The 25,726-nt window shown below is 70.2% G+C and carries 27 protein-coding genes; 16 read left to right on the forward strand and 11 right to left on the reverse strand.

The features are described 5' to 3' along the window. Positions 1-52: 52 nt before the first annotated feature. A complete protein-coding gene (locus tag ACQP06_RS08825) occupies positions 53-1,693 on the reverse strand; it encodes a nitroreductase family deazaflavin-dependent oxidoreductase (RefSeq protein WP_433671776.1) in 1,641 nt (546 codons plus the stop codon). Positions 1,694-1,882: 189 nt separating this feature from the next. Here ACQP06_RS08825 and ACQP06_RS08830 point away from each other — a divergent pair, with 189 nt between their 5' ends. Further along, a complete protein-coding gene (locus ACQP06_RS08830) occupies positions 1,883-2,458 on the forward strand; it encodes a TetR/AcrR family transcriptional regulator (RefSeq protein ID WP_433671777.1) in 576 nt (191 codons plus the stop codon). A gap of 3 nt (positions 2,459-2,461) precedes the next feature. On the opposite strand, the gene ACQP06_RS08835 is transcribed toward ACQP06_RS08830, so the two are convergent. The 6 genes from ACQP06_RS08835 to ACQP06_RS08860 all read right to left on the reverse strand — a co-directional run bounded on the left by ACQP06_RS08835 (position 2,462) and on the right by ACQP06_RS08860 (position 7,541). Then, complete coding sequence (locus tag ACQP06_RS08835) at positions 2,462-3,208, reverse strand: short-chain dehydrogenase/reductase (RefSeq protein WP_433671778.1); 747 nt, start codon at positions 3,206-3,208, stop codon at positions 2,462-2,464. 16 nt (positions 3,209-3,224) lie between these two features. After that, complete coding sequence (locus ACQP06_RS08840; protein ID WP_433671779.1) at positions 3,225-4,088, reverse strand: SDR family NAD(P)-dependent oxidoreductase; 864 nt, start codon at positions 4,086-4,088, stop codon at positions 3,225-3,227. A 130-nt stretch (positions 4,089-4,218) separates the two neighbouring features. Further along, on the reverse strand, positions 4,219-4,749 hold the full coding sequence (locus tag ACQP06_RS08845; RefSeq protein ID WP_433671780.1) for a PadR family transcriptional regulator: 531 nt from the start codon (positions 4,747-4,749) through the stop codon (positions 4,219-4,221). Positions 4,750-4,791: 42 nt separating this feature from the next. Further along, on the reverse strand, positions 4,792-5,661 hold the full coding sequence (locus ACQP06_RS08850; RefSeq protein WP_433671781.1) for a ribokinase: 870 nt from the start codon (positions 5,659-5,661) through the stop codon (positions 4,792-4,794). Positions 5,662-5,685: 24 nt separating this feature from the next. Then, complete coding sequence (locus ACQP06_RS08855) at positions 5,686-6,024, reverse strand: GNAT family N-acetyltransferase (protein WP_433671782.1); 339 nt, start codon at positions 6,022-6,024, stop codon at positions 5,686-5,688. After that, the gene (locus ACQP06_RS08860; RefSeq protein ID WP_433671783.1) at positions 6,021-7,541 is read right to left on the reverse strand and encodes an MFS transporter; all 1,521 of its coding nucleotides are present in this window, start codon (positions 7,539-7,541) and stop codon (positions 6,021-6,023) included. Before ACQP06_RS08860 ends, ACQP06_RS08855 begins: the two co-directional genes overlap by 4 nt. 60 nt (positions 7,542-7,601) lie before the next feature. Between ACQP06_RS08860 and ACQP06_RS08865 the strand changes: the two genes are divergently transcribed. The 3 genes from ACQP06_RS08865 (at position 7,602) to ACQP06_RS08875 (ending at position 11,340) form a co-directional block, all read left to right on the forward strand. Further along, positions 7,602-8,870 (forward strand): glutamate-5-semialdehyde dehydrogenase, encoded by a 1,269-nt coding sequence (locus ACQP06_RS08865; protein WP_433671784.1) that lies wholly within the window; start codon positions 7,602-7,604, stop codon positions 8,868-8,870. Positions 8,871-8,945: 75 nt separating this feature from the next. Further along, positions 8,946-9,830, forward strand: coding sequence for an AAA family ATPase (locus ACQP06_RS08870; protein WP_433671785.1), 885 nt, complete (start codon positions 8,946-8,948; stop codon positions 9,828-9,830). 88 nt (positions 9,831-9,918) lie between these two features. Continuing rightward, positions 9,919-11,340, forward strand: coding sequence for a vWA domain-containing protein (locus ACQP06_RS08875; RefSeq protein WP_433673271.1), 1,422 nt, complete (start codon positions 9,919-9,921; stop codon positions 11,338-11,340). A gap of 4 nt (positions 11,341-11,344) precedes the next feature. Here the strand turns inward: ACQP06_RS08875 and ACQP06_RS08880 are convergent, their stop codons facing one another. After that, complete coding sequence (locus ACQP06_RS08880) at positions 11,345-11,758, reverse strand: secondary thiamine-phosphate synthase enzyme YjbQ (RefSeq protein ID WP_433671786.1); 414 nt, start codon at positions 11,756-11,758, stop codon at positions 11,345-11,347. Positions 11,759-11,828: 70 nt separating this feature from the next. Here ACQP06_RS08880 and nadD point away from each other — a divergent pair, with 70 nt between their 5' ends. The 8 genes from nadD to holA all read left to right on the forward strand — a co-directional run bounded on the left by nadD (position 11,829) and on the right by holA (position 18,979). Then, positions 11,829-12,461 (forward strand): nicotinate-nucleotide adenylyltransferase, encoded by a 633-nt coding sequence (gene nadD, locus ACQP06_RS08885; protein WP_357090029.1) that lies wholly within the window; start codon positions 11,829-11,831, stop codon positions 12,459-12,461. A gap of 25 nt (positions 12,462-12,486) precedes the next feature. Then, a complete protein-coding gene (gene rsfS / locus ACQP06_RS08890; protein ID WP_357090028.1) occupies positions 12,487-12,915 on the forward strand; it encodes a ribosome silencing factor in 429 nt (142 codons plus the stop codon). Between the two features lie 5 nt (positions 12,916-12,920). Then, positions 12,921-13,571: a histidine phosphatase family protein gene (locus tag ACQP06_RS08895; protein WP_433673272.1), complete on the forward strand. Its 651-nt coding sequence runs from the start codon at positions 12,921-12,923 to the stop codon at positions 13,569-13,571. Beyond that, the gene (octT, locus tag ACQP06_RS08900) at positions 13,561-14,361 is read left to right on the forward strand and encodes a diglucosylglycerate octanoyltransferase (protein WP_433671787.1); all 801 of its coding nucleotides are present in this window, start codon (positions 13,561-13,563) and stop codon (positions 14,359-14,361) included. Before ACQP06_RS08895 ends, octT begins: the two co-directional genes overlap by 11 nt. Further along, positions 14,358-15,200, forward strand: coding sequence for a DegV family protein (locus ACQP06_RS08905; protein WP_433671788.1), 843 nt, complete (start codon positions 14,358-14,360; stop codon positions 15,198-15,200). The genes octT and ACQP06_RS08905 overlap by 4 nt, the downstream gene beginning before the upstream one ends. Positions 15,201-15,379: 179 nt before the next feature. Then, on the forward strand, positions 15,380-16,411 hold the full coding sequence (locus tag ACQP06_RS08910; protein ID WP_433671789.1) for a helix-hairpin-helix domain-containing protein: 1,032 nt from the start codon (positions 15,380-15,382) through the stop codon (positions 16,409-16,411). Positions 16,412-16,463: 52 nt separating this feature from the next. After that, positions 16,464-18,008: a ComEC/Rec2 family competence protein gene (locus ACQP06_RS08915; RefSeq protein WP_433671790.1), complete on the forward strand. Its 1,545-nt coding sequence runs from the start codon at positions 16,464-16,466 to the stop codon at positions 18,006-18,008. Then, a complete protein-coding gene (gene holA / locus ACQP06_RS08920; RefSeq protein ID WP_433671791.1) occupies positions 18,005-18,979 on the forward strand; it encodes a DNA polymerase III subunit delta in 975 nt (324 codons plus the stop codon). Before ACQP06_RS08915 ends, holA begins: the two co-directional genes overlap by 4 nt. Positions 18,980-19,008: 29 nt before the next feature. Here the strand turns inward: holA and ACQP06_RS08925 are convergent, their stop codons facing one another. Both ACQP06_RS08925 and rpsT read right to left on the reverse strand, forming a co-directional pair. Continuing rightward, on the reverse strand, positions 19,009-19,758 hold the full coding sequence (locus tag ACQP06_RS08925) for an LGFP repeat-containing protein (RefSeq protein ID WP_433671792.1): 750 nt from the start codon (positions 19,756-19,758) through the stop codon (positions 19,009-19,011). 333 nt (positions 19,759-20,091) lie between these two features. After that, on the reverse strand, positions 20,092-20,355 hold the full coding sequence (gene rpsT / locus ACQP06_RS08930) for a 30S ribosomal protein S20 (RefSeq protein WP_433671793.1): 264 nt from the start codon (positions 20,353-20,355) through the stop codon (positions 20,092-20,094). Positions 20,356-20,563: 208 nt separating this feature from the next. Between rpsT and ACQP06_RS08935 the strand changes: the two genes are divergently transcribed. From ACQP06_RS08935 to ACQP06_RS08950, 4 genes are all read left to right on the forward strand, one after another. Next, positions 20,564-22,153 (forward strand): circularly permuted type 2 ATP-grasp protein, encoded by a 1,590-nt coding sequence (locus tag ACQP06_RS08935; RefSeq protein WP_433671794.1) that lies wholly within the window; start codon positions 20,564-20,566, stop codon positions 22,151-22,153. Positions 22,154-22,228: 75 nt separating this feature from the next. Further along, positions 22,229-23,200 carry an alpha-E domain-containing protein gene (locus ACQP06_RS08940; RefSeq protein WP_433671795.1) on the forward strand — a complete coding sequence of 324 codons (972 nt, stop codon included), beginning with the start codon at positions 22,229-22,231 and terminating at the stop codon, positions 23,198-23,200. Between the two features lie 70 nt (positions 23,201-23,270). Further along, positions 23,271-24,113: a transglutaminase family protein gene (locus tag ACQP06_RS08945; protein ID WP_379101410.1), complete on the forward strand. Its 843-nt coding sequence runs from the start codon at positions 23,271-23,273 to the stop codon at positions 24,111-24,113. A 63-nt stretch (positions 24,114-24,176) separates the two neighbouring features. Continuing rightward, complete coding sequence (locus tag ACQP06_RS08950; RefSeq protein ID WP_433671796.1) at positions 24,177-24,956, forward strand: aquaporin; 780 nt, start codon at positions 24,177-24,179, stop codon at positions 24,954-24,956. A 69-nt stretch (positions 24,957-25,025) separates the two neighbouring features. Here the strand turns inward: ACQP06_RS08950 and ACQP06_RS08955 are convergent, their stop codons facing one another. Next, positions 25,026-25,607 (reverse strand): type II toxin-antitoxin system PemK/MazF family toxin, encoded by a 582-nt coding sequence (locus ACQP06_RS08955; protein ID WP_433671797.1) that lies wholly within the window; start codon positions 25,605-25,607, stop codon positions 25,026-25,028. Positions 25,608-25,726 lie beyond the last annotated feature (119 nt).

Raw genomic sequence — 25,726 nt, forward strand, 5'->3', positions numbered from 1 at the left:
TTCATCATATCACAAGAAAATAACTTTCCGGTGACGGTGAATCGTCATCGGATCATCGATCCGTGAAGGTGATCCGGACGGTCACGGGATCGCTCTCGAGGGCGGCGAACATGCCGCGGGCCAGCGGAGCCAGCAGCGGGTGCGGGGCGAAGCCGCGGGTCCAGGCCACCACATCGTCGTCGGGGAGCAGGGCGGCGGTGCCGGTGCGCCAGCGATCGCCCTGGCGGACCCGGACATTCGGGTTCGCCGCGATGTTCAGGCCCCAGCCCGAGCGCATGCCGTGCTGGCAGATGGCCCACGCGCCCTCGTCGTCGAACAGCAGGGACACCGGAACCCGGCGCGGCTGACCGGACTTGCGGCCCACGGTCTCGATCTCGCTGGCGAAGGCGGTGCGGATGCCGACCTTGTCGAGGGCGCGCACGGTCGGGTTCATGACCGCGCGGCCGACGGCCCGCTCGATCCGGAACTTGCGAGCGGCCCGCTCGGCGGCGCTACGGGGCGCGGCGGGGCGCTTGCTGCGGAAGGCGTCGAAACCATTGCGGCGCAGCATGATCACTGCCGTCCGCCACGGCGATCGGTCCGGATCGGGGGCGTTGCCCGCGCCGAGCAGGTGCAGCTGGTCGGTGTGCCACTGCAGGTCGACCGCACCGTCCATGGCCTTGAGTCCGCGATTGGCGGCCAGGCGCGGCGGCAGGCTCAAGGTGATGTGCGGGGACCGCAGGGTGTCGGTGCGCTCGGTGATCAGGTCGGCCGCGGCGGTGGGGACCACCGCGGTCGGGCGGCCCAGGCCGATCACGTCGCAGGCCCCCTCGGACAGCGCCTCGGACATGGCCGAGCGGGACCGGAAGCCGCCGGTCACCGCGATCGGTACCGAGCCCGCGGCCTGCCGGGCGGTGCCCGCGTAGTCCAGGAAGTACGCCTCGCGGGCGCGGGTGCTGGCCGACACGGTGCTGGGACGGTTCAGCATGGCGGGGGATTCGTAACTGCCGCCGCTGATCTCGATCAGATCCAGCTGCTCGGTGGACAGCTGTTCGATGACCGCGCGCGACTCCTCCTCGGTGAATCCGCCGCGCTGGAAGTCCGCGGAGTTGAGTTTGATGCCCACGCCGAACCCGGGGCTCACCGCCGCGCGAATGCTCCGCGCCACCTCGAGCACGAAGCGCCGCCGCCGTTCGGCGTCACCGCCCCAGGCGTCGGTGCGCTGATTGGACAGCGGGGACAGGAACTGGGAGACGAGATAGCCGTGCGCGCCGTGGATCTGCACGCCGTCGAATCCGGCGGCCTCGGCGACCCGGGCGGCGGCGCCGAAGCGGGCGATGATGTCGAGGATCTCGTCCTCGGTCAGCGCGCGCGGGGCGGGGATGCCCGGAATGCCCACCGCGACGGCGGAGGGGGCGACCGCGCGGGTGCGGGTGACGATCGGATTGGCCTGCCGTCCGGGATGATTCAGCTGCACCCAGACCTTCGCGCCGCCCTCCTTGGCGATCTTGGCCCAGCGGGTGAGCGCGCCCAGGTGGCGTTCGTCCTCCATGGCCACATTGCCGGGCTCGCCGCAGTGCCGCCGGTCGACCATGACATTGCCGGTGACGATCAGGCCGTAGCCGCCGCGACTCCACTGCCCGTAGAGACGTTCCAGGCGTGCGTCGGGGGCATTGTCGCCATTCGCCAGTCCCTCGCTCAGGGCCGACTTCATAATGCGATTGGGTAGCACCTGCCCGCTGGCCAGGGGCAGGGGATCGGACAGGGTCGGCTCTGGGGCTGCCGGGGGCATAGGTGCTCCGATTCTCGTCGAAGTGCTGATCGGCGGACTACACTCGGTAGACCAATCGGTATATCACTGACGGTAGTACACCGATCGGTATACAACAAGGAGGAATCGACCATGGGTGCCCGCGACCGCCTCATCGACAGCGCCATCGCCCTGATGCGCTGCAACGGCATCGCCGGAACAGGCATCGCCCAGCTGCTCGAGCACAGCGGCATCTCACGGCGGTCGATCTACCTCAACTTCCCCGGCGGCAAATCCGAACTGATCGCCGAGGCCACCCGCGCCGCCGGGAAGGCCACCAGCGCCCTCATGCGCACCGTCACCGCGAGCACCGACCTCGCCAGCGCCATCGCCGCCTTCCCGGCCATGTGGCGAGAAGTCCTGGTCTCGAGCGATTTCGCCGCCGGCTGCCCGATCACCGCCGCCGCTCTGGGCCGCTCGGAATCCCCCGAGGCCGCCGACGTGGCGGGGGAGACCTTCCAGGAGTGGGAGACCATCCTCGCCACCCGCCTGGAAGCCGAGCAGGTGGAACCGGCCACCGCTCGCGCGCTGGCGACCACCATCATCGCCGCGGTCGAGGGCGCGGTCGTCATGTCGCTGGCGACCCGATCGACCGCACCCCTGGAACGCGTCGGCCGGCAGATGGCCGACCTCGTCGCCCTGCACACGGCGACGACGACGGCCGTCTGAGCGTCAGATCAGGCTCAGGCCACCGTCGATGGTGACGACCGTGCCGGTGGTGTAACCCGACCGGTCCGAAGCGAGAAACGCTGCCATATCGGCGATCTCGCGCGGGTGGGCCGGGCGGCCGAAGGGGAAGTCCGCGGCCATCTCGGCGAAGCGGGCATTGTGCTCGATGAGCGCGGCGATGCGCGCTGTCGCCACCGGACCCGGATTGATGCCGACCACCCGGATGCCGTCGCGCCAGCTGCGACTGCCCAGCGCGCGGGTGAAGGCCATGAGCGCGGCATTGGCGGTGCTGCCCGCGATGTACTCGGCGTCGGGGCGTTCGCCCGCCGCGCCGATCACATTCACGACCACGCCCCGGCCCTGTTCCTTCATGCGGGCGTAGACGAGGCGGCTCAGATTGATGTAGCCGAACACCTTCAGCTCCCACCCGTGCCGCCAGGCCTGCTCGTCGACCGCGGCGAGGGAACCGCCGGGCATGTCCCCGGCATTGTTGATCAGAATGTCCGGCGCGCCGGCGACAGCCGCGAGCCGCTCGATATCGATGGCCTCGCGCAGATCGGCCGGGTGGGTGTGGACCTCGACGCCGTGCACGGCGCGCAGCCGCTCGGCGAGGTCGTCGAGGCGTTCCTTGCCGCGGGCGGCGAGATGCAGATGGCAGCCTTCGGCGGCCAGTACGCGCGCGGTCTCCGCGCCGATGCCGGCGGACGCGCCGGTGATGAGGGCGGTCCGCCCGGTGAGTCCCAGATCCATGTGCTCGATTCCTGATTCAGTGGGCGGGGGCGGGTTCGATGCCGGACAGGCCGAGGGCACGCTGGAAGACGCTGTCCCGCAGCCGGGCCGGGATGCGGGACAGCCACACCGCCAGCCGCGCATCGGTTCCCGCGACATAGACGGCTTTGGGTCGCCGGGCCGCGACGGCGCGGACGATGGCGGCGGCCGCGACCTCCGGCGGGGCGTACCGCTGTCCGGCGGCCGCCGTGTCGAAGGCGACGAGCTGGCGTTCGTAGAGTTTCACCGTCCGCGGATCGGCCTGTGCCCGTGCGGATTCGGCGGCGGCGGTGGACTTGGCGAAGATCTCGGTGCGCATGGCCCCGGGCTGCACGATCGACACCGGGATACGCCACGGGGCCAGCTCGACCCGCAGTGACTCCGAATACGACTCCAGCGCGGACTTGCTCGCGCCGATCGGGCCCAGGAACGGGAAGGCGGCCCGGGCGCTGGCCGCGCTGACATTGACGATGCGGCCCCCGCCGGCGCGGAGCAGCGGCAGGAACGCCTGGATGACGCGTACGGGGCCGTGCACATTGACCTCGAACTGGCGATGCCATTCCTCGATGGGCACCAGTTCGACGGGGCCCTGCACGAGTACGCCCGCATTGTTGATCACGGCGTGCAGGCCGTGCCCGTCCTGGGATTTGTCGATGTACTCGGCGGCCGCGGCGACGCTGCCGGGGTCGGTGACGTCGAGGGTGATCTGGGTGATGCCGGGGGCATCGAGCTGGGGCGCCGGTGTGCGGACACCGGCGTAGACGTGAAATCCCTTGGCGGCCAGGGCCTGTGCGCAGGCACGGCCGATGCCGCCGTTCGCGCCGGTCAGCAGGATGGCGCGCACGTTGGTGGGTGCTGTCATGGGAAGCCTCGGATCGAGTCGCGGTTGATTCGCATGTACCCGGGTACATGAACAAGGGTACATGTCCCAAGGGACATGTCAATGGATACGAGTACCCCTGTCGATGCGAATTCCGGTGTGGTGCGGGTGTTTACCGATCCTCGGCGATCTCGTCGCGCGCCCACTCCGCCCATTCGGCCAGCGCCTCGTAGAGCCGGATCCCCGCCTCGACAGTGATCCGCTTGGACTTGGCGTGCGGGTCGTCGCCGAAATCGCCGCGGTCCTTGGCCAGCGCGAGCTCCCGGTACATGGCCGCGGTGTCGCCGAAGAACTTGGCCTCGCGCTCCAGATGCTCGTCCAGATCGGCGGGGTCCATCAGCCAGGAGAAGAACGACCGCAGCAGCGGTTCCACCCGCAGCGTGTGGTCGACCTCCTCCTCGACCAGCCAGCGGCGCACCTCGGTCAGGCCCGACTCGGTGATCCGGTACGCCTTGCGGCCCCGCGCGCCCTCGCTGTCGATCTCGATCATCCCGGCCTGGGCCAGCTTGCCCAGTTCGGCGTAGATCTTGGGATGCCGGGCGGGCCACACCGGGCCCAGCGCCTCCTGGAACCGCTGGGCCAGGTCGTACCCGCTGGCCGGGCCCTCCGCCAGCAACCCCAGCAACCCATGCCGCAGCGACATGCCACACCCTTTCGTCGAGCCTCAGCCCATCATCACATTCGGCTATCGAGCGCCGGCCGCCGCGAGTACCGCCTCGACCTCGTCCGCCGCCGGAACCGATGCGCTGGCGCCCAATTTCGTGGTGGCCAGGGCCCCGGCCGCGCAGGCCCAGGCGAGCGCGGCCGCCGGGCCCTCGTGCCAGTGCGCGGCGAGCGCTCCGGTGAAGGTGTCGCCCGCGCCGGTGGTGTCCACCACCCGCACCGGAAAACCGGGGTGGGCGAGCGCGAGCCCGCCGGGGCCGCGATAGGACGCGCCCGCACCGCCGAGCGTGGTGACCACGTGCGGGACGTCGCGCAACGCGGACTCCAGGCGCGCGGCCTCGCCCTCGTTCACCACGGCGATATCGACCTCGGCCCAGACTTCGTCCGGAAGGTCGCGCACCGGAGAGGGATTCAACAGCGCCACGGTGCCGTTGGCGCGCGCGTGCCGGGCGGCCGCGAGCACCGTCGGCACCGGAATCTCCAACTGGCACAGCAGCACATCCGCGGCCGCGATCGTCTCCAGATCCGCCGCGCGCAATTCCGTCATCCGCCCGTTGGCCCCCGCCACCACGATGATGGTGTTCTCGCCGCCCGCGTCCACCACGATGGTGGCGATCCCGCACGGTCCGTCCACCTCCCGAAGCCGTGCGATCCCGACCCCGTCCTCCCGCAACACCTTTCGCAGCGCGTCCGCGAACACATCCGACCCGACCGCGCCGACGAACTCGACCTCCGCGCCGGCCCGGCGCGCCGCGATCGCCTGATTCGACCCCTTCCCGCCCGGCACCAGCGCGAACCCGTCCCCGGACACCGTCTCCCCGGCCTCCGGCCGCCGCCCCACGGTCGTCACCAGATCCATATTGATGCTGCCCACCACCGCGATTCGCGCCATGGCCGGGACCCTAGTGCAGCCGGATCAGCCGAGGGCGGATTCGACGGTGGTGACGGCTTCGGTGGTGACCGGGTCGAGGATGTCGTCGAAGTCGTGGTGCTTCTCCACGTACGCCTTCACGAACGGGCAGACGGGGACGATGCGGCGGCCCGCCGCGCGGGTGGCGGTGAGGGCGGCCGAGATCAGCTTGGAGGCCAGGCCCTGACCGGCGTAGGCGTCGTCGATCTCGGTGTGGAAGAAGATGCGCTGACGGCCGTGGTCGACATAGGCGGTGAGACCCGCGCGGGTCTCGCCGACCTTGATGCCGAAGAACTGGGGGACGGTGTCGGTGGACTGGGTGACGGTCGGTTCGGTGGTGGTCATACGCGCTCGCTTCCGGTGGTCGGGATGTGGTGATCGGGTTCCAGGGGTGGGCTCGCCACCGCGGAGAAGGTACGGCATTCGGGCTCGCACTCGGGCGGGGCGGTGCGCAGGGCGTCGTCGCGGACGGTGAAGAAGGCCAGGGCGGCGGCCGCGAGCATGAGCACGGAGCAGGTCACGATGGCCAGGTGGAAGCCGTGCGCGAAATCGGGCGGGTTGGTGTACGCCGCGCCGGTGAGACCCGCGAGCGGCGGGATGGCGGCGACGCCGAGCAGCCCCGCCGCGCGGGCGACCGCGTTGTTGACGCCGCTGGCCACCCCCGCGTGCCGTTCGTCGGCCGTGGCCAGCACGGTCGCGGTCAGCGGAGCCACCGCCAGGGTCAGGCCGAGGCCGAAAACCAGTGCGGCGGGCAGGACATCGCGCAGATATGAGGTGTGCAGGCCGACCCGGGTCATGAGCAGCATGCCCGCCGCCGCCAGCAGCACGCCTATGGTGATGGGCAGGCGCGGGCCGACGCGCTGGGCGAGCGCGCCGGCCCGGGCCGAGAACAGCAGCATCAGCACGGTCACCGGCAGCATGGCCGTACCCGCGGCGATCGGATTGAACCCGGACACCACCTGCAGGGTCAGCACCAGCAGGAAGAACACCACGCTCATCGCCCCGTACATGACGAAGGTGACCACATTGATCGCGGTGAACTGCTTGGAGGAGAAGATGGTCACCGGCAGCATGGCCGCGGGATCCTCGTCCGGGCGCGAGCGCCGCCGCTCGACGATCACGAACGCCGCACCAGCCGCGACCCCTGCGATCGCGCTGCCCCACACCAGTATTCGGCTCGCATCGTGTTCGGGCGCCATGGTCAGCGCGTAGGTCAGCCCGGCCAGGCACAGCGCGGCCAGCGCCGCGCCCAGGACGTCGAACCGCCCGTGCGCGCCGGCATCCCTCGTCTCGGGTACGTGCTTGACCGTCACCGCGATCACCAAGGCGGCCAACGGAATGTTGAGCAGGAACACCCACCGCCATCCGGCCGCCTCCACCAGCCAGCCGCCCAGGAACGGCCCGATGGCTCCGGCCACGCCGCCCAGTCCTGACCAGGCCCCGACCGCCCGCGCCCGTTCCCCGGGCGCGAACGAGGCCTGGATGATGGCCAGCGATCCGGGTGTCAGCAGCGCACCGCCGACGCCCTGCAACGCGCGTGCCGCGATCAGCATCGAAATGTCCTGCGCCGCACCGCACAATGCCGAGGCGACGGCGAACCACACCACCCCGATCAGGAACACCCGCCGCCGCCCGTACCGGTCGCCCAGCGACCCGCCGAGCAGGATCAATCCGGCCAGGGTCAGCGTGTACGCGTTGACGGTCCACTGCAGGCCCGCCATGGACGCGCCGAACTCGTCCCCGATCCGCGGCAGGGCGACATTGACGACGGTCGCGTCCAGCATGGCCATCCCCGAACCGAGGACGGTGGCCAGCAGAACCCATCGACCGGTGCCCGAGGACAACCGGATGCTCGCGGTCATGGGTCCAAGGTAACAACCTGCCCGTGACCGGCGGCGGAACGCAGTCAGTAATCTGTCGGTATGACTGCTCCCACGACCACCGACCGGGACGCCGTCCGCGAGGCGGTGCACGACTCGGCGCGCCGGGCTCGGGTGGCGTCGCGGACGCTGGCCCAGCTCACCACCGCGCAGAAGGATGCCGCGCTGCACGCCGCGGCCGACGCGCTGCTCGCGGCCGCGGCCGCCGTCCTCGCGGCCAATGCCGAGGACATCGAGATCGCCAAGGCCGGCGGGACCGCCGAATCCCAGCTGGACCGGCTGCGGCTGACCGAGGCCCGGGTCGACGGGATCGCGGCCGGGCTGCGGCAGGTGGCCGCGCTGCCGGACCCGATCGGCGACGTGGTGCGCGGCAAGACGCTGCCCAACGGCCTCGAGATCCGCCAGGTGCGGGTGCCGCTCGGCGTGGTCGGCATGGTGTACGAGGCGCGGCCGAACGTCACGGTCGACGCCTTCGGGCTGGCGCTCAAGTCGGGCAACGCCGCGCTGCTGCGCGGATCGTCCTCGGCCGCGAACTCCAATGCCGCCCTGGTGAAGGTGCTGCGGGAAGCCCTTGAAGCGCAGGGTCTTCCGGCCGACGCCGTGCAGCTGCTGCCCTCCGAGGACCGTTCCAGCGTGACCCACCTGATCCAGGCCCGCGGCCTGGTCGACGTGGTGATCCCGCGCGGCGGCGCGGGCCTGATCAACGCCGTGGTGCGCGACGCGCTGGTGCCGACCATCGAGACCGGCACCGGCAACTGCCACGTCTTCGTCCACAAGGACGCGGATCTGGATATGGCCGAGTCCATCCTGATCAATGCCAAGACCCGGCGGCCCTCGGTGTGCAACACCGCCGAGACGGTCCTCATCGACCGGGCCATCGCCGAGGTCGCGGTGCCGCGCATGATCCGGGCACTCGAGGACAAGGGCGTCACCATCCACGGTGACCTGCCGGGCCTGGTGCCCGCCACCGACACCGACTGGGCCGACGAATACCTGTCCCTGGACATCGCTTTGAAGGTCGTCGACGATCTCGACGCCGCGGTCGACCACATCAACGAGTGGGGCACCGGCCACACCGAGGCCATCGTGACCGCCGACCTGAAGGCCGCGCGCGAGTTCAGCGCCCGCGTGGACGCCGCCGCCGTCATGGTCAACGCCTCCACCGCGTTCACCGACGGCGAGCAGTTCGGCTTCGGCGCGGAGATCGGCATCTCGACCCAGAAGCTGCACGCCCGCGGACCCATGGGCCTGCCCGAACTGACGTCCACCAAGTGGATCGTGTGGGGCGACGGGCAAATTCGCCCCGTGTAGGAAAACCCGGCTTCCGCCGGCTGAATTGGGGTCCGGGGGCTTCCCCCGGGACCCCCGAAAGTAGGAGGACCGCCCGTGGCTCCGACCACCGCGCCCACCCAGGAGCCGATCTTCTCGTCGGTCGACGATGTGATCGAGCGGCTGGCCCGCACCGGCTACCTGGCCGACAAGGCCACCGCCACCTCGGTTTTCCTCGCCGACCGGCTCGGCAAGCCACTGCTCATCGAGGGCCCCGCGGGTGTCGGCAAGACCGAGCTGTCCAAGGCCGTCGCCCAGGTCGCGGGCGCGGAACTGGTGCGGTTGCAGTGCTACGAGGGCGTCGACGAGGCGCGGGCGCTCTACGAGTGGAACCACGCCAAGCAGATCCTGCGCATCCAGGCGTCCTCGGAGAACGACTGGGCCGAGACCAAGGCCGACGTCTTCACCGAGGAGTTCCTGCTGGAACGCCCGCTGCTCACCGCCATCCGGCGCGACGAGCCGACGGTGCTGCTCATCGACGAGACCGACAAGGCCGACGTCGAGATCGAGGGCCTGCTGCTCGAGGTGCTCAGCGACTTCACCGTCACCGTGCCGGAACTGGGCACCATCGCGGCGAGCCGCAAGCCGTTCGTGGTGCTCACCTCCAATGCCACCCGCGAGCTGTCCGAGGCGCTCAAGCGGCGCTGCCTGTACCTGCACATCGACTTCCCCGACGAGGAGCTCGAGCGTCGCATCCTGGCCAGCCGGGTGCCGGAGCTCGAGCCCGCCGTCGCGGCGCAGCTGGTGCGGATCGTGCACGTGCTGCGCGGCATGCAGCTCAAGAAGCTGCCCTCGGTCGCGGAATCCATCGACTGGGCGCGCACCCTGCTCGCCCTGGGCGCCAAGGACCTCGACGACAAGACCGTGCGCGCGACCCTCGGCGTGGTGCTCAAGCATCAAGCCGACCATGTGCGCGCCCAGGCCGAGCTGAAGCTGGCCTGACGTCATGGCGGGCACGGGCCGGGAGAACACGCCGCGCGGGCTGGTGTCGGCGGCCATGCGGGCCTTCACCAGCAATGCCACTCCGGCCATGCCGGTGACCACGGTCCCGGGGCCGACGGCCGAGCACGGCCTGCCGGGGCATCTGGTCGGCTTCGTGGAAGCGTTGCGCCGCCGGGGAATTCCGGTCGGTCCGTCCGAAACCGTGGACGCCGGACAGGTTCTCACCGTCCTGGACCTGATGGATCGCGAGGCCCTGCGCGAGGGCCTGGCGTGCGCGCTGCTGCGCCGCACCACCCAGCGCGCCACCTTCGACGGCATGTTCGACCTGTGGTTCCCGGCCGCGCTCGGGGAGCGGATCGGGGCCGAGGGGATCGAGTTGCCGGTCAAGCCCGACGGCTCGGTCGACATCCTCGAACTGCGGAAGATGCTGGCGGAGCTGCTGGTTCAGGACCCCTCCGGCGAGCAGGCGCAGCAGTTGCAGGCGCTGGCCGCGCAGATGGTCGACCAGATGGGCCAGTACCAGGCCGCGGGCGGACCGTCCTTCTCCGCCTATCAGACCCTCAAGGATCTCCAGCCCGAACTGCTGGTGAGCAAGATCCTCGCCGGTCTGGCCCAGGGCATGGACAACTCCGACTTCGACACCGAGGTCGCCCGCCGCGCGGCGCGCCAGCGCATCAAGGGCTTCCGCGGCACCGTGGAGGCCGAGACCCGCCGCCGCGTCGCCGAACGCATCGGCCGCGAACGCGTCGCCACCTACGGCGTGGCCCGTCAGGCCGAGGACGCCGACTTCCTGCGCATCTCCCAGAACGAACTCGACGAACTGCGCCGCGGCAGCCAGCGCCTGGCCCGAGTCCTGGCCTCCCGCTTGGCGGCTCGCCGCCGCCGCTCCCGGCGCGGCGAGATCGACCTGCGCAAGACCATGCGCAAATCCATGTCCACCGGCGGCGTCCCCGTCAACCTGGTCACCCGCAAGCCGCGCCCCGGCCGCCCGGATCTGGTGCTGCTGTGCGACATCTCGGGCTCGGTGGCCGGATTCTCCAGCTTCACCATGCTGCTGGTGAACGCCCTGCGCGAACAGTTCTCCCGGGTCCGCATCTTCGCCTTCGTGGACCGCGTGGACGAGGTGACCGGCCTGTTCGACGCCGCCACCCCGCTCGACCAACTGACCCGCCGCATCTTCGCCGAGGCCGAGGTCGTCGGCATCGAGGGCCACTCCGACTACGGCTCGGCCCTGGAGGGTTTCGCCGAACGCTTCCCCGACGCCGTCACCAGCCGCACCTCGTTGCTCATCCTCGGCGACGCCCGCACCAACTATCGCGACCCCGCGCTCGACACCCTGCGGCAGCTCGTCGAGACCGCCAAACACGCGCACTGGCTCAACCCCGAGGCCGAAAAGATGTGGGGCACAGGCGATTCCGCGGCCAACCGCTACGCCGACATCATCGACATGCACGAATGCCGCTCCGCCCGCCAGCTCACCGCCCTGGTCGGCCGCCTCCTCCCCGTCTAGGAGCTCAGCCGGCCAGGAAGGACAGGCGCACCTGGCGGATCGGGTTGTCGACATTGAGGTCGACCATCGCGATGGACTGCCAGGTGCCCAGGGCCAGTTCGCCGCGGAGGACCGGGACGGTCGCGTAGGGGGCGATCAGGGCGGGCATCACGTGGGAGCGGCCGTGGCCGGGGGAGCCGTGCGCGTGGCGCCAGCGGTCGTCGGCGGGGAGCAGGTCGCGCAGGGCGGCGAGCAGGTCGTCGTCGCTGTGCGCGCCGAGTTCGATCAGTGCGATGCCCGCGGTCGCGTGGGGGACGAAGACGTGCAGCAGGCCGTCGCCGCCGGCGGTCACCTCGTGGAGGAAGGCCGCGCACTGCGGCGTGAGGTCGTGGACGACTTCGCTGCGGCCGGTTTTCGCTTCGATGAGGGTGCTCTGCATGACCACCATCGTCCTCCAGGGGGCCGCCGCTGCGCGGTAGGCGGCTCAGCCCCCGGTAAGCTCGCGTTTCGTGCATACGAACGGCCGCCGCAAGCTGGGCGTGATGGGTGGCACCTTCGACCCCATCCACCACGGGCACCTGGTCGCGGCCAGCGAGGTCGCCAACCGGTTCGACCTGGACGAAGTGATCTTCGTCCCGACCGGGCAGCCCTGGCAGAAGGGGGACCGGCCGGTCAGTCCGGCCGAGGACCGCTATCTGATGACGGTCATCGCCACCGCCTCCAACCCGCGGTTCTCGGTCAGCCGCGTGGACGTGGACCGCGGCAAGGAGACCTACACCGTCGACACCCTGCGTGACCTGGCCGAACAGCACCCCGACGCGGATCTGTACTTCATCACCGGAGCGGACGCGCTGGCCAGCATCCTCACATGGCAGGATTGGTCGGAACTGTTCGAGCTGGCGAAATTCGTCGGCGTGACCCGTCCGGGGTACGAATTGAATATCGACCATCTCGCCGATCACCTCCGCGATTTCCCGGAGGGCACGGTCACGATGATCGAGATCCCGGCCCTGGCCATCTCGTCGAGCGAATGCCGGCGACGGGCGGGGGAGGGCCGGCCGGTCTGGTACCTCGTCCCGGACGGGGTCGTCCAATACATATCGAAACGGCACCTGTACGTGTCGCAAGAGCGTGCATTGTGAAAGTGCGCAGGGAAGAGGTAGCAGGGTGACAGCATCGGCAGAAGCGGTCAAGATGGCGACGGTGGCCGCACTGGCCGCCGACGAGAAGCTGGCCGTCGACGTGGTCGTGCTGGATGTCTCCGAGCAGCTGGTCATCACCGACTGCTTCGTCATCGCGTCCGCGCCCAACGAGCGCCAGGTCAACGCGATCGTCGACAATATCGAGGACAAGCTGCGCGACGCCGGATACAAGCCGGTGCGCCGCGAGGGCACCCGCGAGGGCCGCTGGGCGCTGCTCGACTACGTCGAGATCGTGGTGCACGTGCAGCACGAGGACGAGCGCGACTTCTACGGCCTGGAACGACTGTGGAAGGACTGCCCGCAGGTGGCGGTCGAGGGGATCGGCGACCCGCGGACCGCGGCAGCGGACCGGGACGCCACGACAGATGAAGACAAGGCTGGGGACGACGAGTGAGCAAGATGGCCGGCGTCCGCCGGTTGATTCTGCTGCGGCACGGACAGACCGAATGGAATGCCACCGACCGCATGCAGGGCCAGACCGATACCGAACTCAGTGACATCGGCCGGCGCCAGGCCAAGGACTGTGCCCCCGATATGGCGACCAACGACCTGATCGCCATCGTCTCCTCCGATCTCAAGCGCGCCCACGACACCGCGCTGGCCGTCGCCGAATGCGCCGCCATGCCGGTCGTCACCGACCCGCGCCTGCGCGAGACCAACCTCGGCGACTGGGAGGGCATGGACCACCGCCAGGTCGACGCCCAGTTCCCCGGCGCGCGCAAGGCGTGGCGGCTCGACGCCCGCTTCACCCCGCCCGGCGGCGAATCCAAGCTCGAGGTCGGCGCGCGTTCGCTGCCCGTGGTGCAGGAACTCTTCGCCACCCGCGAGGACTGGCCCGGCCGCAGCGTCATGCTGGTCGCGCACGGCGGGCTCATCGCGGCCCTCACCGCGGCCCTGCTGGAACTGCCCGAGTCCAGCTGGCCCGCCCTGGGCGGCCTCGCCAACACCAGCTGGGTGCAGCTGACCAGCCACGGCCCCGGCATCGACCGGCCCGGCTGGCGACTGGACGTGTGGAACGCGGTCGCCAAGGCGGCTCCCGATGGCCTCTGACAACGGTGCCGACCGGCCGACGAGCGCCGCGGCAGCCGACGATTCGGTGATCGAGACCCCGCCGCAGCGCAAGGTGCTGGTCGTGGTCGCGGACTCGCTGTCCTACTTCGGCCCCAAAGGCGGTCTGCCCGCGGATCATCCGCGCATCTGGCCCAATCTCGTTGCCGCCGAACTCGACTGGGATGTCGAACTGGTCGCGCGCATCGGGTGGACCTGCCGGGACGCCTACTGGGCGCTGATCGGCGATCCGCGCGTGTGGGCCGCCGTGCCGAACGCCGGGGCGGTCGTATTCGCCACCGGCGGTATGGATTCGCTGCCCTCGCCGCTGCCGACCGCGCTGCGCGAGCTCATCCGCTACACGCGTCCGGCGGGCCTGCGCCGCCGGGTGCGCGAGGCCTACAACTGGCTGCAGCCGCGGCTGTCCCCGCTGGGCTGGCCGGTGGCGTTGCCGCCCAAGGTCAGCGTGGACTACCTGGAGCAGTCGCGGAACTCGCTGGCGCAGTTGCGGCCCGAGCTGCCGTTCGTGGCGGTGCTGCCGTCGGTGCACAAGTGTGAGGCCTACGCCGAGGTGCACACCGGCCGCGAACCCATGGTGCGGGCCGTGACCGAGTGGGCCGCCGAACACGACGTACCGCTGGTGGACCTCGGGGAAGCCGTGCGCGACAACGTGTTCAACGGCCCCGCCAACCCCGACGGTATCCATTGGGGCTGGGAGGGCCACACCGCGGTCGCGCGGGCCATGGTCAAGGTGCTGACCGAGGTGACGACCGACGAGGTACAACCTGCATGACCGTGGTGGTGGTGACCGACTCGTCGGCCAGTCTCCCGGCCGAACTCGCCGCCGACCTGGGGGTGCTGGCGGTGCCGTTGCACGTGCTGGTCGACGACCGCGAGATGCGCGAGGGCGTCGACGAGTGCGAGATCGACTACGGGTCCTCGCAGGTCACCACCTCCGCCGCCTCGCCGGGTGAGCTGCGCGCGGTCTACGAGCGCGCGCTGGAACTCAGCGACGGCGACGGCGTCGTGGCCGTGCACATCTCGCGGCAGCTGTCGGGCACCTGGGAAGCCGGACGGCAGGCGGTGCGCGATATGGACGCCGCCCACCGCATCCGGCTGGTGGATTCGCTCAGCGCCGGGCTCGGCACCGGCCTGCCCGTGCTCGCGGCCGCCCGCCGCGCCCGCTCGGGCGAACCCCTCGACGTGGTCTACGACTCGGCGGTCGCGGCCGCCAGCCGCGGGCGGGCGTTCATCGTGGTCAACCGGACCGAGCAGTTGCGCCGCGGCGGCCGATTGACCTCCGCCGCCGCCTTCTTCGGCTCCGAACTGGTGACCAAGCCGATCCTGCAGATCGTCGACGGCCGCCTGGAACTCCGCGAGAAGGCCCGCACCCGGTCGAAGGCGTTCACCAAACTCGTCGCCGCCGCGGTCGACGCGGCCGGCGAGGACGGCGCGGCGGTCGCCGTCCAGCACCTCGGCGCGGAGGACGCCGCCTCCACCATCGCGACTCAACTCCAATCCCTCATCCCCGGCATCCGCGAGGTGATCATCTCCGAGTTCGGGCCGACCCTGGGCGTCCACCTGGGCGTGGGAGCCGTCGGCGCGCTGGTCGTCCCGGGCGGCTGCGGCTGACAGAGTCCCCGCTCACCGCGGGGACTACCGGTCGGCCAGCGTCACCGGCTGGGGTGGGATGACGCGGCGGCCAGTGCTGGAAATCTGCTTGTCCACAATGGATTTCTGTATCCACAGCCCGACGAAAACGCCAGGTCGCGGTCCCAGCTCGAGCGGCCCCGGCTCCTACCGTGAGCCCCATGCCGCAACTCGACGAACGCACTCCACTTCAGCGCCTCACCGATCGCCCGGACAGCGAACCCCGTCCGAGCCCAACGGAATTCACCCCCGGCCGCCCGCACCCGTCCCGCTGGGACGAGGAATCGCTCGACGACCTTCGAGACCCCGACTCCGCCCCTCCCGCCTGGCTCTCCGAGCCGTGCGGTCCTGTCTCCCTCTGGCACGAACGCCTGGTCCCCGAACGCTTCCGCGGCACCCGCTGGGACCCGGGCCCGCGGGGTGTCCTCGTCCTCGCCGCCCTGGCCGTGTTCGCCATCCTTCTCGCCGCCTACGTGTCCCTGCGGGAAACCCCTGTCTCCCAACCGGTCCCACCCATCGCGCCCCTCAGTGACACCGCACCGGCCGGCCAGGATCCGCCCGCCATCGCCGCGACCGAACCCGTCGCGTCAGCAGGCGCTGCGCCGCGGCCGGCCGTTCCCGCACCGGTCGCGTCAGGTCCCGCCGTCCCGCCATCGGGTCGGAATCCGATCGTCGCCACCGCCGTTCCGACGCCGGGCGGGACCGCCGCGTCGTCGGAGCTGGTTGTCAGCGTCATCGGTCTGGTCGAGCACGGTGGTCTCCGTCGATTGCAGCCCGGAGCCCGGGTGGCCGATGCCCTGCGTGCCGCCGTCCCGCGACCCGAGGCGGACCTGTCGACCCTCAACCTCGCCCAGCAGCTCACCGACGGCGACCAGATCGTCGTCGCTCGTGCGACACCACGCACAACCCCCACCAGGGTCGGGAGCACGATCGTGAATTCCGTTCACTCCACCGCCGATTCGCCCGTCGCTACCGGACCTCCCCGTTCGACCGCCGCGGCCGCGAAGGTGAACCTCAACACCGCCACCGAATCCGAACTCGACACCCTTCCCGGCGTCGGACCGGTCACCGCGAAAGCGATCCTCACCTGGCGGGCCCGCCACGGCCGCTTCACCTCCGTCGACCAGCTCGCCGAAATCGACGGGATCGGGCACTCCAGGCTCAACCGCCTCCGCGACCGGGTCACCACATGAGCGCCGTGAGATGCGCTGCCGTGCCGCGGAGTCGCGAATCGGGGTGGCGGCGATGACGGCCGACGACGGGGCGGTGGGTGCGGACCACGGACCGGCCGATGTGCCGGAGGTGCTGGATGCTCGGCTGGTGCTTGCGGCGGTGTGCGGGTGGGGCGCAACGGTTGTCGCCGTGGTGGTGGGGTGGCAGGCGGGCGTCGGGGTCGCGGCCGGGTGTGTGGTGGCCGGGGTGGGCGTGTCCGCCCTGGCTGTTCGGCTGGCTCGGGTGGGTCGGGTCGGTGGGGTGGTCTGGGTCGTGTTGGGGGCCTTGCTGATCGGGGCGGGGTTCGGGCTGGCGGGGGCGTGGCATGCGCATCGGGTGCGGGAGCATCCGCTGGGGGCGGTGCGGGCCGGGCAGCGGATCGTCGCGGTGGTGGAGCTGGGCGAGGATCCGAAGCGATTGTCGGGCAAGGCCTTCGGTGGTCCGAAGGTGATGGTGCGGGGTGAAGTGGTCGAGTACCGGGTGGGCGGGCGGATCGTGCGGGCGGGCGGTGCGGTCACCGTGCTGGCTCCGGCGGGCGGGTGGCGGACATTGATGCCGGGGCAGCGGGTGGAATTCGGGGCGCGCGTGGGGCGTCCGTGGCGCGCCGACCTGACGGTGGCCGTGCTGCGGGCCGATGGCGCTCCGGTCGCCGTGGGTGCGGCGCCGTGGTGGCAGCGGGCCGCCGGGCAGGTGCGCGGGGATTTCGGTAGCTCCGCGCGTCGGGCACTGTCGGATGACGCGGCGGGACTGCTGCCCGGGTTGGTCATCGGCGATACGTCGGGTCTGACCGAGCACGTCGCGGAGAACTTCCGCGAGGTGGATCTGGCTCACTTGACCGCTGTCAGCGGGGCGAACATCACGATCTTGCTAGGGGCCGTGCTGGTTTCGATGCGCGCGCTCACGGTGGATCCGCGGATCGGGGCGATGGCGGCGGGCGCCGCGCTGGTCATGTTCGTGATCCTGGCCCGGCCATCGCCGAGCGTGCTGCGGGCCGCCGTCATGGGGGCGATCGCACTGCTTGCGGTGTGCACCGGGCGCCGGAAGCAGGCGCTACCCGCGCTGTGCGCCGCGGTGATCGGGCTGCTGGCATGGTCGCCGGGGTTGGCGGTGGATGCCGGGTTCGCGCTGTCGGTGCAGGCCACGGCCGGGCTGATCGTGATCGCGCCGGGTTGGTCGGAATGGCTTCGGGCGCATGGCTGGTGGCGGATTCCGGCGGACTCGTTCGCGGTGGCCGCCGCGGCCTTCGTGGTCACCACCCCGCTGGTGATCGCCATGACCGGCCACCTCAGCCTGGTGGCCATCGCGGTGAACATGCTGGTGGAGCCGGTGATCGCGCCCATCACCATCCTGGGGGCGCTGGGTGCGGTGTTCGCGGTGGTCTGGTCGCCACCCGCCGCGGTGGTCATCCACTGCACCGCCCCGCCGCTGTGGTGGCTGCTGACCGTGTCAGACCGGGCGGCGGCGCTGGGCGCGTCGGTCACCGTGCCCACCGGAGTGCGGTCGGGTCTGGTCGCGGCGGTGGTATGCGGGCTGGTGCTCGCGGGGTTGTCGGGGCGGACTCGTAGGATCGTTGCGTGAACCAGCGACCCGCGCCCCTGCATCTCGTGCTCGGTGAAGAGGAACTGCTGATCGAACGGGCGGTGGCGGCCATCACCGCACAGGCTCGGGCCACCACCACGGATCCTTCGGCGCTGCCGGTGGATCGGCGGCGGGCCGGCGATGCCAGCACCCCGGAATTGGCGGAGCTGCTGAGTCCCTCGCTCTTCGCGGAGGACCGGGTGATCGTGCTGGAGTCGGCGGCCGAGGCGGGCAAGGACGCGGTCGCGGTCATCCAGGACGCCGCGTCGTCACCGCCCGAGGGCGTGGTGCTGGTCGTGCTGCACAGCGGTGGTGGACGGGCCAAGGCGCTCGCACCGGCCCTGCAGAAGCTGGGCGCGGTCGTGCACAACTGCGCGAAGCTGACCAAGGCGGGGGAGCGGGTCGAGTTCGTGCGCAACGAGTTCCGGGCCGCCAATGTGAAGGTGTCCGCGGACGTGGTGCAGGCCCTGCTCGAGGCGGTCGGCTCGGATCTGCGGGAACTGGCCGCCGCCAGTTCACAGTTGGCCGCCGACACCGGCGGCAAGGTGGACATCGCCGCGGTGCGGCAGTACTACTCCGGCAAGGCCGAGGTGACCGGATTCGAGGTCGCGGACCTAGCCGTGTCGGGGGACCGCCCCGCCGCCATGGAGGCGCTGCGCTGGGCCATCGACCGGGGCGTGCCCGCGGTGCTGCTCGCCGACGCCCTCGCGGATTCGGTGCACACCATCGCACGCGTCGGATCGGCCGGGCGCGGAGACCCGTTCAAGATGGCGGGCGACCTGGGCATGCCGCCGTGGAAGGTGAAGAAGGCCCAGGGTCAGGCGCGCGGCTGGACCGGCGCGACCATCGGCGCGGCCCTGCAGGTGGTGGCCGGACTCAACGCCGACGTGAAGGGCCAGGCCGCCGACGCGGATTACGCGCTGGAGCACGCGCTCTCGCGGATTCTGGACCTGCGCGAGAGCGCCTCGTAGGCGCGGCGGACAGCGCCGCGCCCGGGGGACTAGGCCTCCGGCTTCCAGATGATCTTGCCGCCCTGGAAGTCCTGGGCCTTGCCGCCCTCGTAGTCGTACTCGTCGCCGCTCGGGAAGCCGTAGCGGCCGTTCTCGGCGCCATTGCGCACCCAGGTGTCGCGAATCGCGCCCCACACGATGTGGGTGCCCGTCTTCTGGGTGGAGTAGATCGCCCCGCCCTCGAACAGCTGGATGTGGGTCGAGGAGCTGTTGGTCTTGTTCTCGTCGGCGATGGGGAAGCCGAGCGGGCTGTTCTCCCAGCCGACGGAGGCGAACTTGTCGCGGATCACGCCGCTGAGCACGTGGGTGCCAGAGCCGACCGACCAGTAGATGGACCCGCCCTGGAAGTGCTGGAAGCGACCGGGCTTGGCGGTCTGGCCCTCGTCGGTGACGGGGTACTTCAGCGAGCCCGACTCCGAGCCGGTGCCGCGCCACTTGTCGCGGATGGCGCCGCCGATGGCGTGCGCGTCGGTGGCCGGGGTCCAGTAGATGGAGGCGTTGTTGACGAAGTCCTGCTTCTTGCCGCCGCCGGCCGCGTCGGCCTCCGGGGTGGTCGGGTCGCCGAAGAACTCCGGCCCGCCCGCCCGGTCGTACTCGGCCTCGATGGCCCCGCCCACCTCGAACGGGCCGATGGGCCGCGCGGTCGCGACACCCATTCCGGTGGTCAGCGCGACCGCGGCCACACCGGCGGCCAGCGAGCCGCGGGTCCAGTAGGAACGGTTGTCACGCAGCGATGCCAAGAGAACTCTCCAGTACAGGTGTCGATGTCACCCCGACGGTGTCGCAGCCATCCTGCTGCGTGCCGCCGAAGTCAGCAAGTCTCTCCGACACAGTCGACAACACAACGGTTCCCGTTACAGGCGTCACAACTGATCTCGTGCCGATGAGGGTAACTCGCCGGGTACGCCCAAAATTGTCTTGGCTCTCAACCGCCGGTCCCCATGCAGGGCGGTCAGCGGCACCGAGCCGTGCGCTGAAGTCCCGGGGAGGCGGTACGGCAAAAGCCGCCGTGGTCTTCGTGGCCACGGCGGCTGTTCTAAAGCTTTGATCCGGTAAGTGCTACCGGAGTCGGATCAGCCGAGCTTGTTGAAGGCCAGCGAGATCGCCGACTTCTTGTTGGCGGCCTGGTTGGCGTGGATGACGCCCTTCGAGGCGGCCTTGTCCAGGCTCTTGCTCGCCGAATGCATCAGCTCGAGCGCCTTGTCCTTCTCGCCCGCAGCCGCGGCCTCGCGGAACTTGCGGATCGAGGTGCGCAGCGCGGACTTCACCGACTGGTTACGCTGGCGCGCAAGCTCGTTGGTGCGGATCCGCTTCATCTGGGACTTGATGTTGGCCACGCCGGTTTCCTCGTGTTCCTTCGTTTGGTGTGTATGCGGGATGCAAAGTCTTCGTGCGCACTACGAGATGGGTAGTCGCAGCACCGACCGTCGAGGCTACCAGGCAAGGTGTCGGGGCACGAAATCGGCCTGGTCCGCGACATGGACGAAACCAGAAATTTATCCCCGTCCAACTGCGCGTTGCCCCTGCGTGATGGACCATTTTTGCATGGCCGCGCTCACTCCCGCCGCAACTGCTCCCGCCGGGGTATTCGCTGGCTATCAGCCCGGACGCTATCACCGCGCCTACGACGAGATGTTCGATTCCGCGGGCCGCCCGCGCTCGCCCTACCGGGGCATATTCAATGCCCTGGCCGCCATCGACGCCGAGGACCTGGCCGCTCGCGCCGAGGCGCTGGACCGCGCCTTCGTCGATCAGGGCATCACCTTCTCGCTCTCGGGCCAGGAGCGGCCCTTCCCGCTCGACCTGGTGCCCCGGGTGATCGCCGCCACCGAGTGGACCAAACTTGAGCGCGGCATCAAGCAGCGGGTGCGCGCCCTGGAGGCCTTCCTCGCCGACGTCTACGGCGAGCAGACCATCCTGCGTGACGGCGTCATCCCCAAGCGCCTGGTCACCTCCTGCGCCCACTTCCACCGGGAGGCCGCGGGCCTGGTACCGCCCAATGGTGTCCGCATCCACGTGGCCGGAATCGACCTGGTGCGCGACGAGCACGGCGACTTCCGTGTGCTGGAAGACAATCTGCGTTCCCCGTCGGGCGTCTCCTATGTGATGGAGAACCGCCGCACCATGGCCCGGGTGTTCCCGGACCTGTTCGCCTCGCACCGGGTGCGCGCGGTCGGCGACTACCCGGCCCACCTGCTGCGGGCGCTGCGGGCCGCGGCCGCCCCCAACGAGGCCGACCCGACCGTGGTGGTGCTGACCCCGGGCGTCCACAACTCCGCCTACTTCGAGCATTCGCTGCTGGCCCGGCAGATGGGTGTGGAACTGGTCGAGGGCCGGGACCTGTTCTGCCGCGACAATGTCGTCTACATGCGGACCACCGCGGGGGAGCGGCAGGTGGACGTCATCTACCGCCGCATCGACGACACCTTCCTCGATCCCATGCAGTTCCGGCCCGATTCCATGCTGGGCGTCGCGGGCATCCTGAACGCGGCCCGCGCGGGCACCGTGGTGCTGGCCAACGCGGTGGGCAACGGCGTCGGCGACGACAAGCTGGTCTACACCTACGTGCCCGCCTTCATCGAGTACTACCTGGGCGAGAAGCCGATCCTGCCGAACGTGGACTCCTACCGCTGCTGGGAACCGGCCGAACGCGACGAGGTGCTCGACCGGGTCGCGGAACTGGTGATCAAACCGGTGGAGGGCTCCGGCGGGTACGGCATCGTGATCGGCCCGGCCGCGGGCCCGCGCGAACTGGAGGCGACCCGGCGCAAGGTGCGGGCGAATCCGCGCGGCTGGATCGCGCAGCCGGTGGTGCAGCTGTCCACCGTGCCCAGCAAGATCGACGGCCGCCTCGCACCCCGGCATGTGGACCTGCGCCCGTTCGCGGTCAACGACGGCGACGACATCTGGGTGCTGCCGGGCGGACTGACCCGGGTGGCGCTGCCCGCGAACTCGCTGGTGGTGAATTCCAGTCAAGGGGGCGGTAGCAAGGACACCTGGGTGCTGTCCCCGAGAACGTCTGTGGCGCAACGGGAATTGGCGGGCTCGGAGCTGGTCGGCGAAATGGATCTCGCCCTGGAACGGGACCAGTCGCGGGAAGCCCCTTCCGTGCGCACCCATCAGCAACAACAGTAAGAGAAACAGCAGGAAATCGAGAACATCGGCGGCAAAGGCGCTCGGCGGGTGGTTACAGCGTTAGGTGGTCGGATCATGTTGGCGCGCAATGCCGAATCCTTGTTCTGGATCGGTCGTTATGTGGAGCGTGCCGAATATACGGCGCGCATTCTGGATGTCGCGGTCCACCAATTGCTGGAAGAGGCGACCGTCGACCCGGATCGGACGTCGCGCGTCCTGCTGCGCGTGCTCGGTATCGAACCGCCCGAGGCGGAACAGGAATTGGATGTCTGGTCGGTGACGGAGTTGGTGGCTTTCGGCCGCGACGGCGGCTCGATCGTCGATTCCATCAGCCACGCGCGCGAGAATGCTCGCGGCGCACGGGAAGTCACCTCCACCGAAATGTGGGAATGCCTCAATGCCACCTTCAACGGCCTGGCCGCGGCCGAACGGGCGGCGCGGGCGCTGGGGCCGCACGAGTTCTGCCACTACATCACCGACCGCGCCGCCATGTTCGTCGGACTCTCCGATTCCACCCTCAGCCGCGACGACGGCTACCGCTTCCTGCTGCTGGGCCGCTCCATCGAACGCGTGGACATGACCGTGCGCCTGCTGCATTCGCGCGCCGGGGACCGCACCTCGTCCCCGGCCTGGGTGACGGTGCTGCGTTCGGCCGGGGCCCACGACCCGTACCTGCGCACCCACCGCGGTGTGCTCGACGCCAATCAGATCGCGGAGTTCATCCTGCTGGACCGGCTGTTCCCGCGGTCGGTGTTCCATTCGCTGCGGGTGGCCGAGGCCTGCCTGCAGGAACTGGATCAACGGCCCAACAGCCGGTTCGCGGCCCGCCACGAGGCCCATCGCCTGCTCGGGCGGGCGCGCAGCGAGCTGGAGTTCCTGCCCTCGACGGTGCTGCTGGAGGACCTGCCCAGCCGGCTGCTGTGGTTGCAGCAGACCTGCCGCGAGGTCGGGGAGGCCGTGGCGCTGCAGTACTTCCACGCCGAGTCCTGGGTGGCGTGGACGGGATTGCACGGCCGCAATGCCGAGCGGATGGAGGAGCCGGCGTGAACGGTCAGGCCCGGAGGCGGGAGCGCGGCGTAACCACACAGGGCCCCGTTCGCGCCGAGGAGGAAACAGCATGAGCTGGCGCATGCGGGTGGTGCACACCACCGGATACGTCTACGACGCGCCGGTCACCCGGTCGTTCAACGAGGCCCGGCTCACGCCGCGCGCCGACAGCCGGCAGAACGTGATCCTCAATCGCGTCGACACCGTGCCCTCCACCCGGTCCTACCGGTACACCGACTACTGGGGGACCGCCGTCACCGCCTTCGATCTGCACGCCCCGCACACCGAACTGGAGGTGACCAGCGCGTCGGTGGTCGAGACCGAGCCGTTCGCGGGCCCGCCCGAGGAACTGTCCTGGGAGGAGCTGCGCGACGACGCCATCGGCGACCGCTTCGACGAACTGCTCGAACCCACCGAGTTCGTGCCCCGGGCGCGGCGGCTGGCCTCGGTGTCGCGGCAGCTGGCCCGCGGCGTGCCGCCCGCCAAAGCGGTTGTCCGCGCGGCCGAATGGGTGCATCGGGAGATGAACTACCTGGCCGGGACCACGTCGGTGCACACCTCCGCGGTGCAGGCGTACGCCGAACGGCAAGGCGTATGCCAGGATTACGCGCACCTCACGCTGCTGCTGTTGCGCGGCATGGGGATTCCCAGCCGGTACGTCTCCGGCTATCTGCACCCCGATCCCGCCGCCGAGGTGGGCCACACCGTGGCGGGGCAGATGCACGCCTGGGTGGAGGCCTGGACCGGGCAGTGGTGGGGCTACGACCCGACCAACAACATCGCGGTCACCGAGCAACACGTCTCGGTCGGTGTGGGTCGTGATTACGCGGATGTGCCCCCCTTGAAAGGTATCTTCAGCGGAAGCGGCTCGACCGATCTCGACGTGGTGGTGGAAATAACCCGCCTGGCCTGAGGGTTCCGGCTCGCGCCGCTCGCTCTACACCGGTGCGTTGTCCATGCAAGCGGAAGGTAGCCGATGTCTCCCACAGCTCAGGAAGTCGCCGAGGATCTCACCGACCTACAACCACCCACGCTGGGGCGCAAGCTGTTCGCCGAGGCGCTCGGCACCTTCGTCCTGGTCCTGGGCGGCGTCGGCACCGCGGTGCTGGCCGGGAGCCGGGTCGGCGCGCTCGGCGTGGCACTGGCCTTCGGCCTGACCCTGCTGTTCTTGGTGTACGCGATCGGCCCGATCTCGGGCTGCCACGTGAACCCGGCGGTCACCGTCGGCCAGCTGCTGCTGGGCCGGGTGAACATCGTGGTCGCGGCGGGCTACTGGGTCGCGCAGATCGTGGGCGGTCTGATCGGTGGCGCGGTCATCTACGCCGTCGCCAAGAACCTGCCGTCCTACGACCGCGCGAAAGACGGTCTGGGGGCGAACGGCTGGGGCGAGCACAGCCCGTCCAAGCTGGTGCTCGGTGACGTCACCACCAATGGCTACGGCCTGGCGGCGGCCATCACCGTCGAGGTGATCCTGACCGCGCTGCTGGTGTTCGTGGTGCTGGCGTCCACCGACCAGCTGTCGGACGTGCCGCTGGCGGGTCTGTCGATCGGCTTCACCCTGGCCGTCATCCACCTGATCTCGATCCCGGTCGACAACACCTCGGTGAACCCGGCCCGCAGCCTGGCGGTGGCCTTCTACCAGGACGGCGCGCCCGCGCAGCTGTGGGTGTTCATCGTGTTCCCGCTGATCGGCGGCGTGCTGGGCGCGCTGGTGTACAGCCTGATGTTCGGCCGCTCGCGCAACATGATCAGCTGAGCGTCGCGAATCCTCGATCGGCCCCCGTTCCGTTCCGGAGCGGGGGCCGATCGCTTGTTCGGGAAAGCCCTAGTGCCAGTGGTATTCGGCGCACAGTCGGTGCGCGACCTTGTCGAAGGTCTTGCGCGGCACGATCGCGCCCTCGCGGCGAATGCCCATCTCGGGGACATCGAGCACCCGGTCCAGCCGCACCCAGCTGTCGCGGCCCTCGTGATCCCACGGCCCGTTGCCGATACCCACCCAGTTGTCGTGGTGCGCGTGATCGGCATTGGAGGACAGCATGAGCCCGAGCAGCGTGCCGCCCTCGCGGCCCACCACCAGCACCGGCCGGTCCTTGCCGTTGTCCGGGTCCTCCTCGTAGGGCACCCAGGTCCACACGATCTCGCCCGGATCGGCGCGCCCGTCCAGCTGCGGGCTGTAGACGATCATCCGCGCGCGTTCGTGCGACGGCACCCCCGCCGAGGAGGTCGGCCGCACGTTCACCCCCGGACCCTTGCGGGGCGTCCCCACCGCCTTCAACGCGCGGTCCCAGACCGTCGACTGCCGCACCCGCCCGATCAACTTCGGCGCCTGCTGCGTGACGAGCTGGGTGCCCTGCTCCTTAGCCACGATCCCCAACTGCTTCCCCAGAGCGTTCCACCTGCCGGCCATGACACCGCAGCCTAACGGCGGAGACCCCGATTCTCATCCGCAGTGGATTCGCCTGCGGCGACGGGTCGTTCACGTCCGGGGAAGACCGGGGCGAGGTCATCGGGTCCAACCCCGTAGAC

This window comes from Nocardia sp. CA-136227, from assembly GCF_050955695.1.
Classification (GTDB): domain Bacteria; phylum Actinomycetota; class Actinomycetes; order Mycobacteriales; family Mycobacteriaceae; genus Nocardia.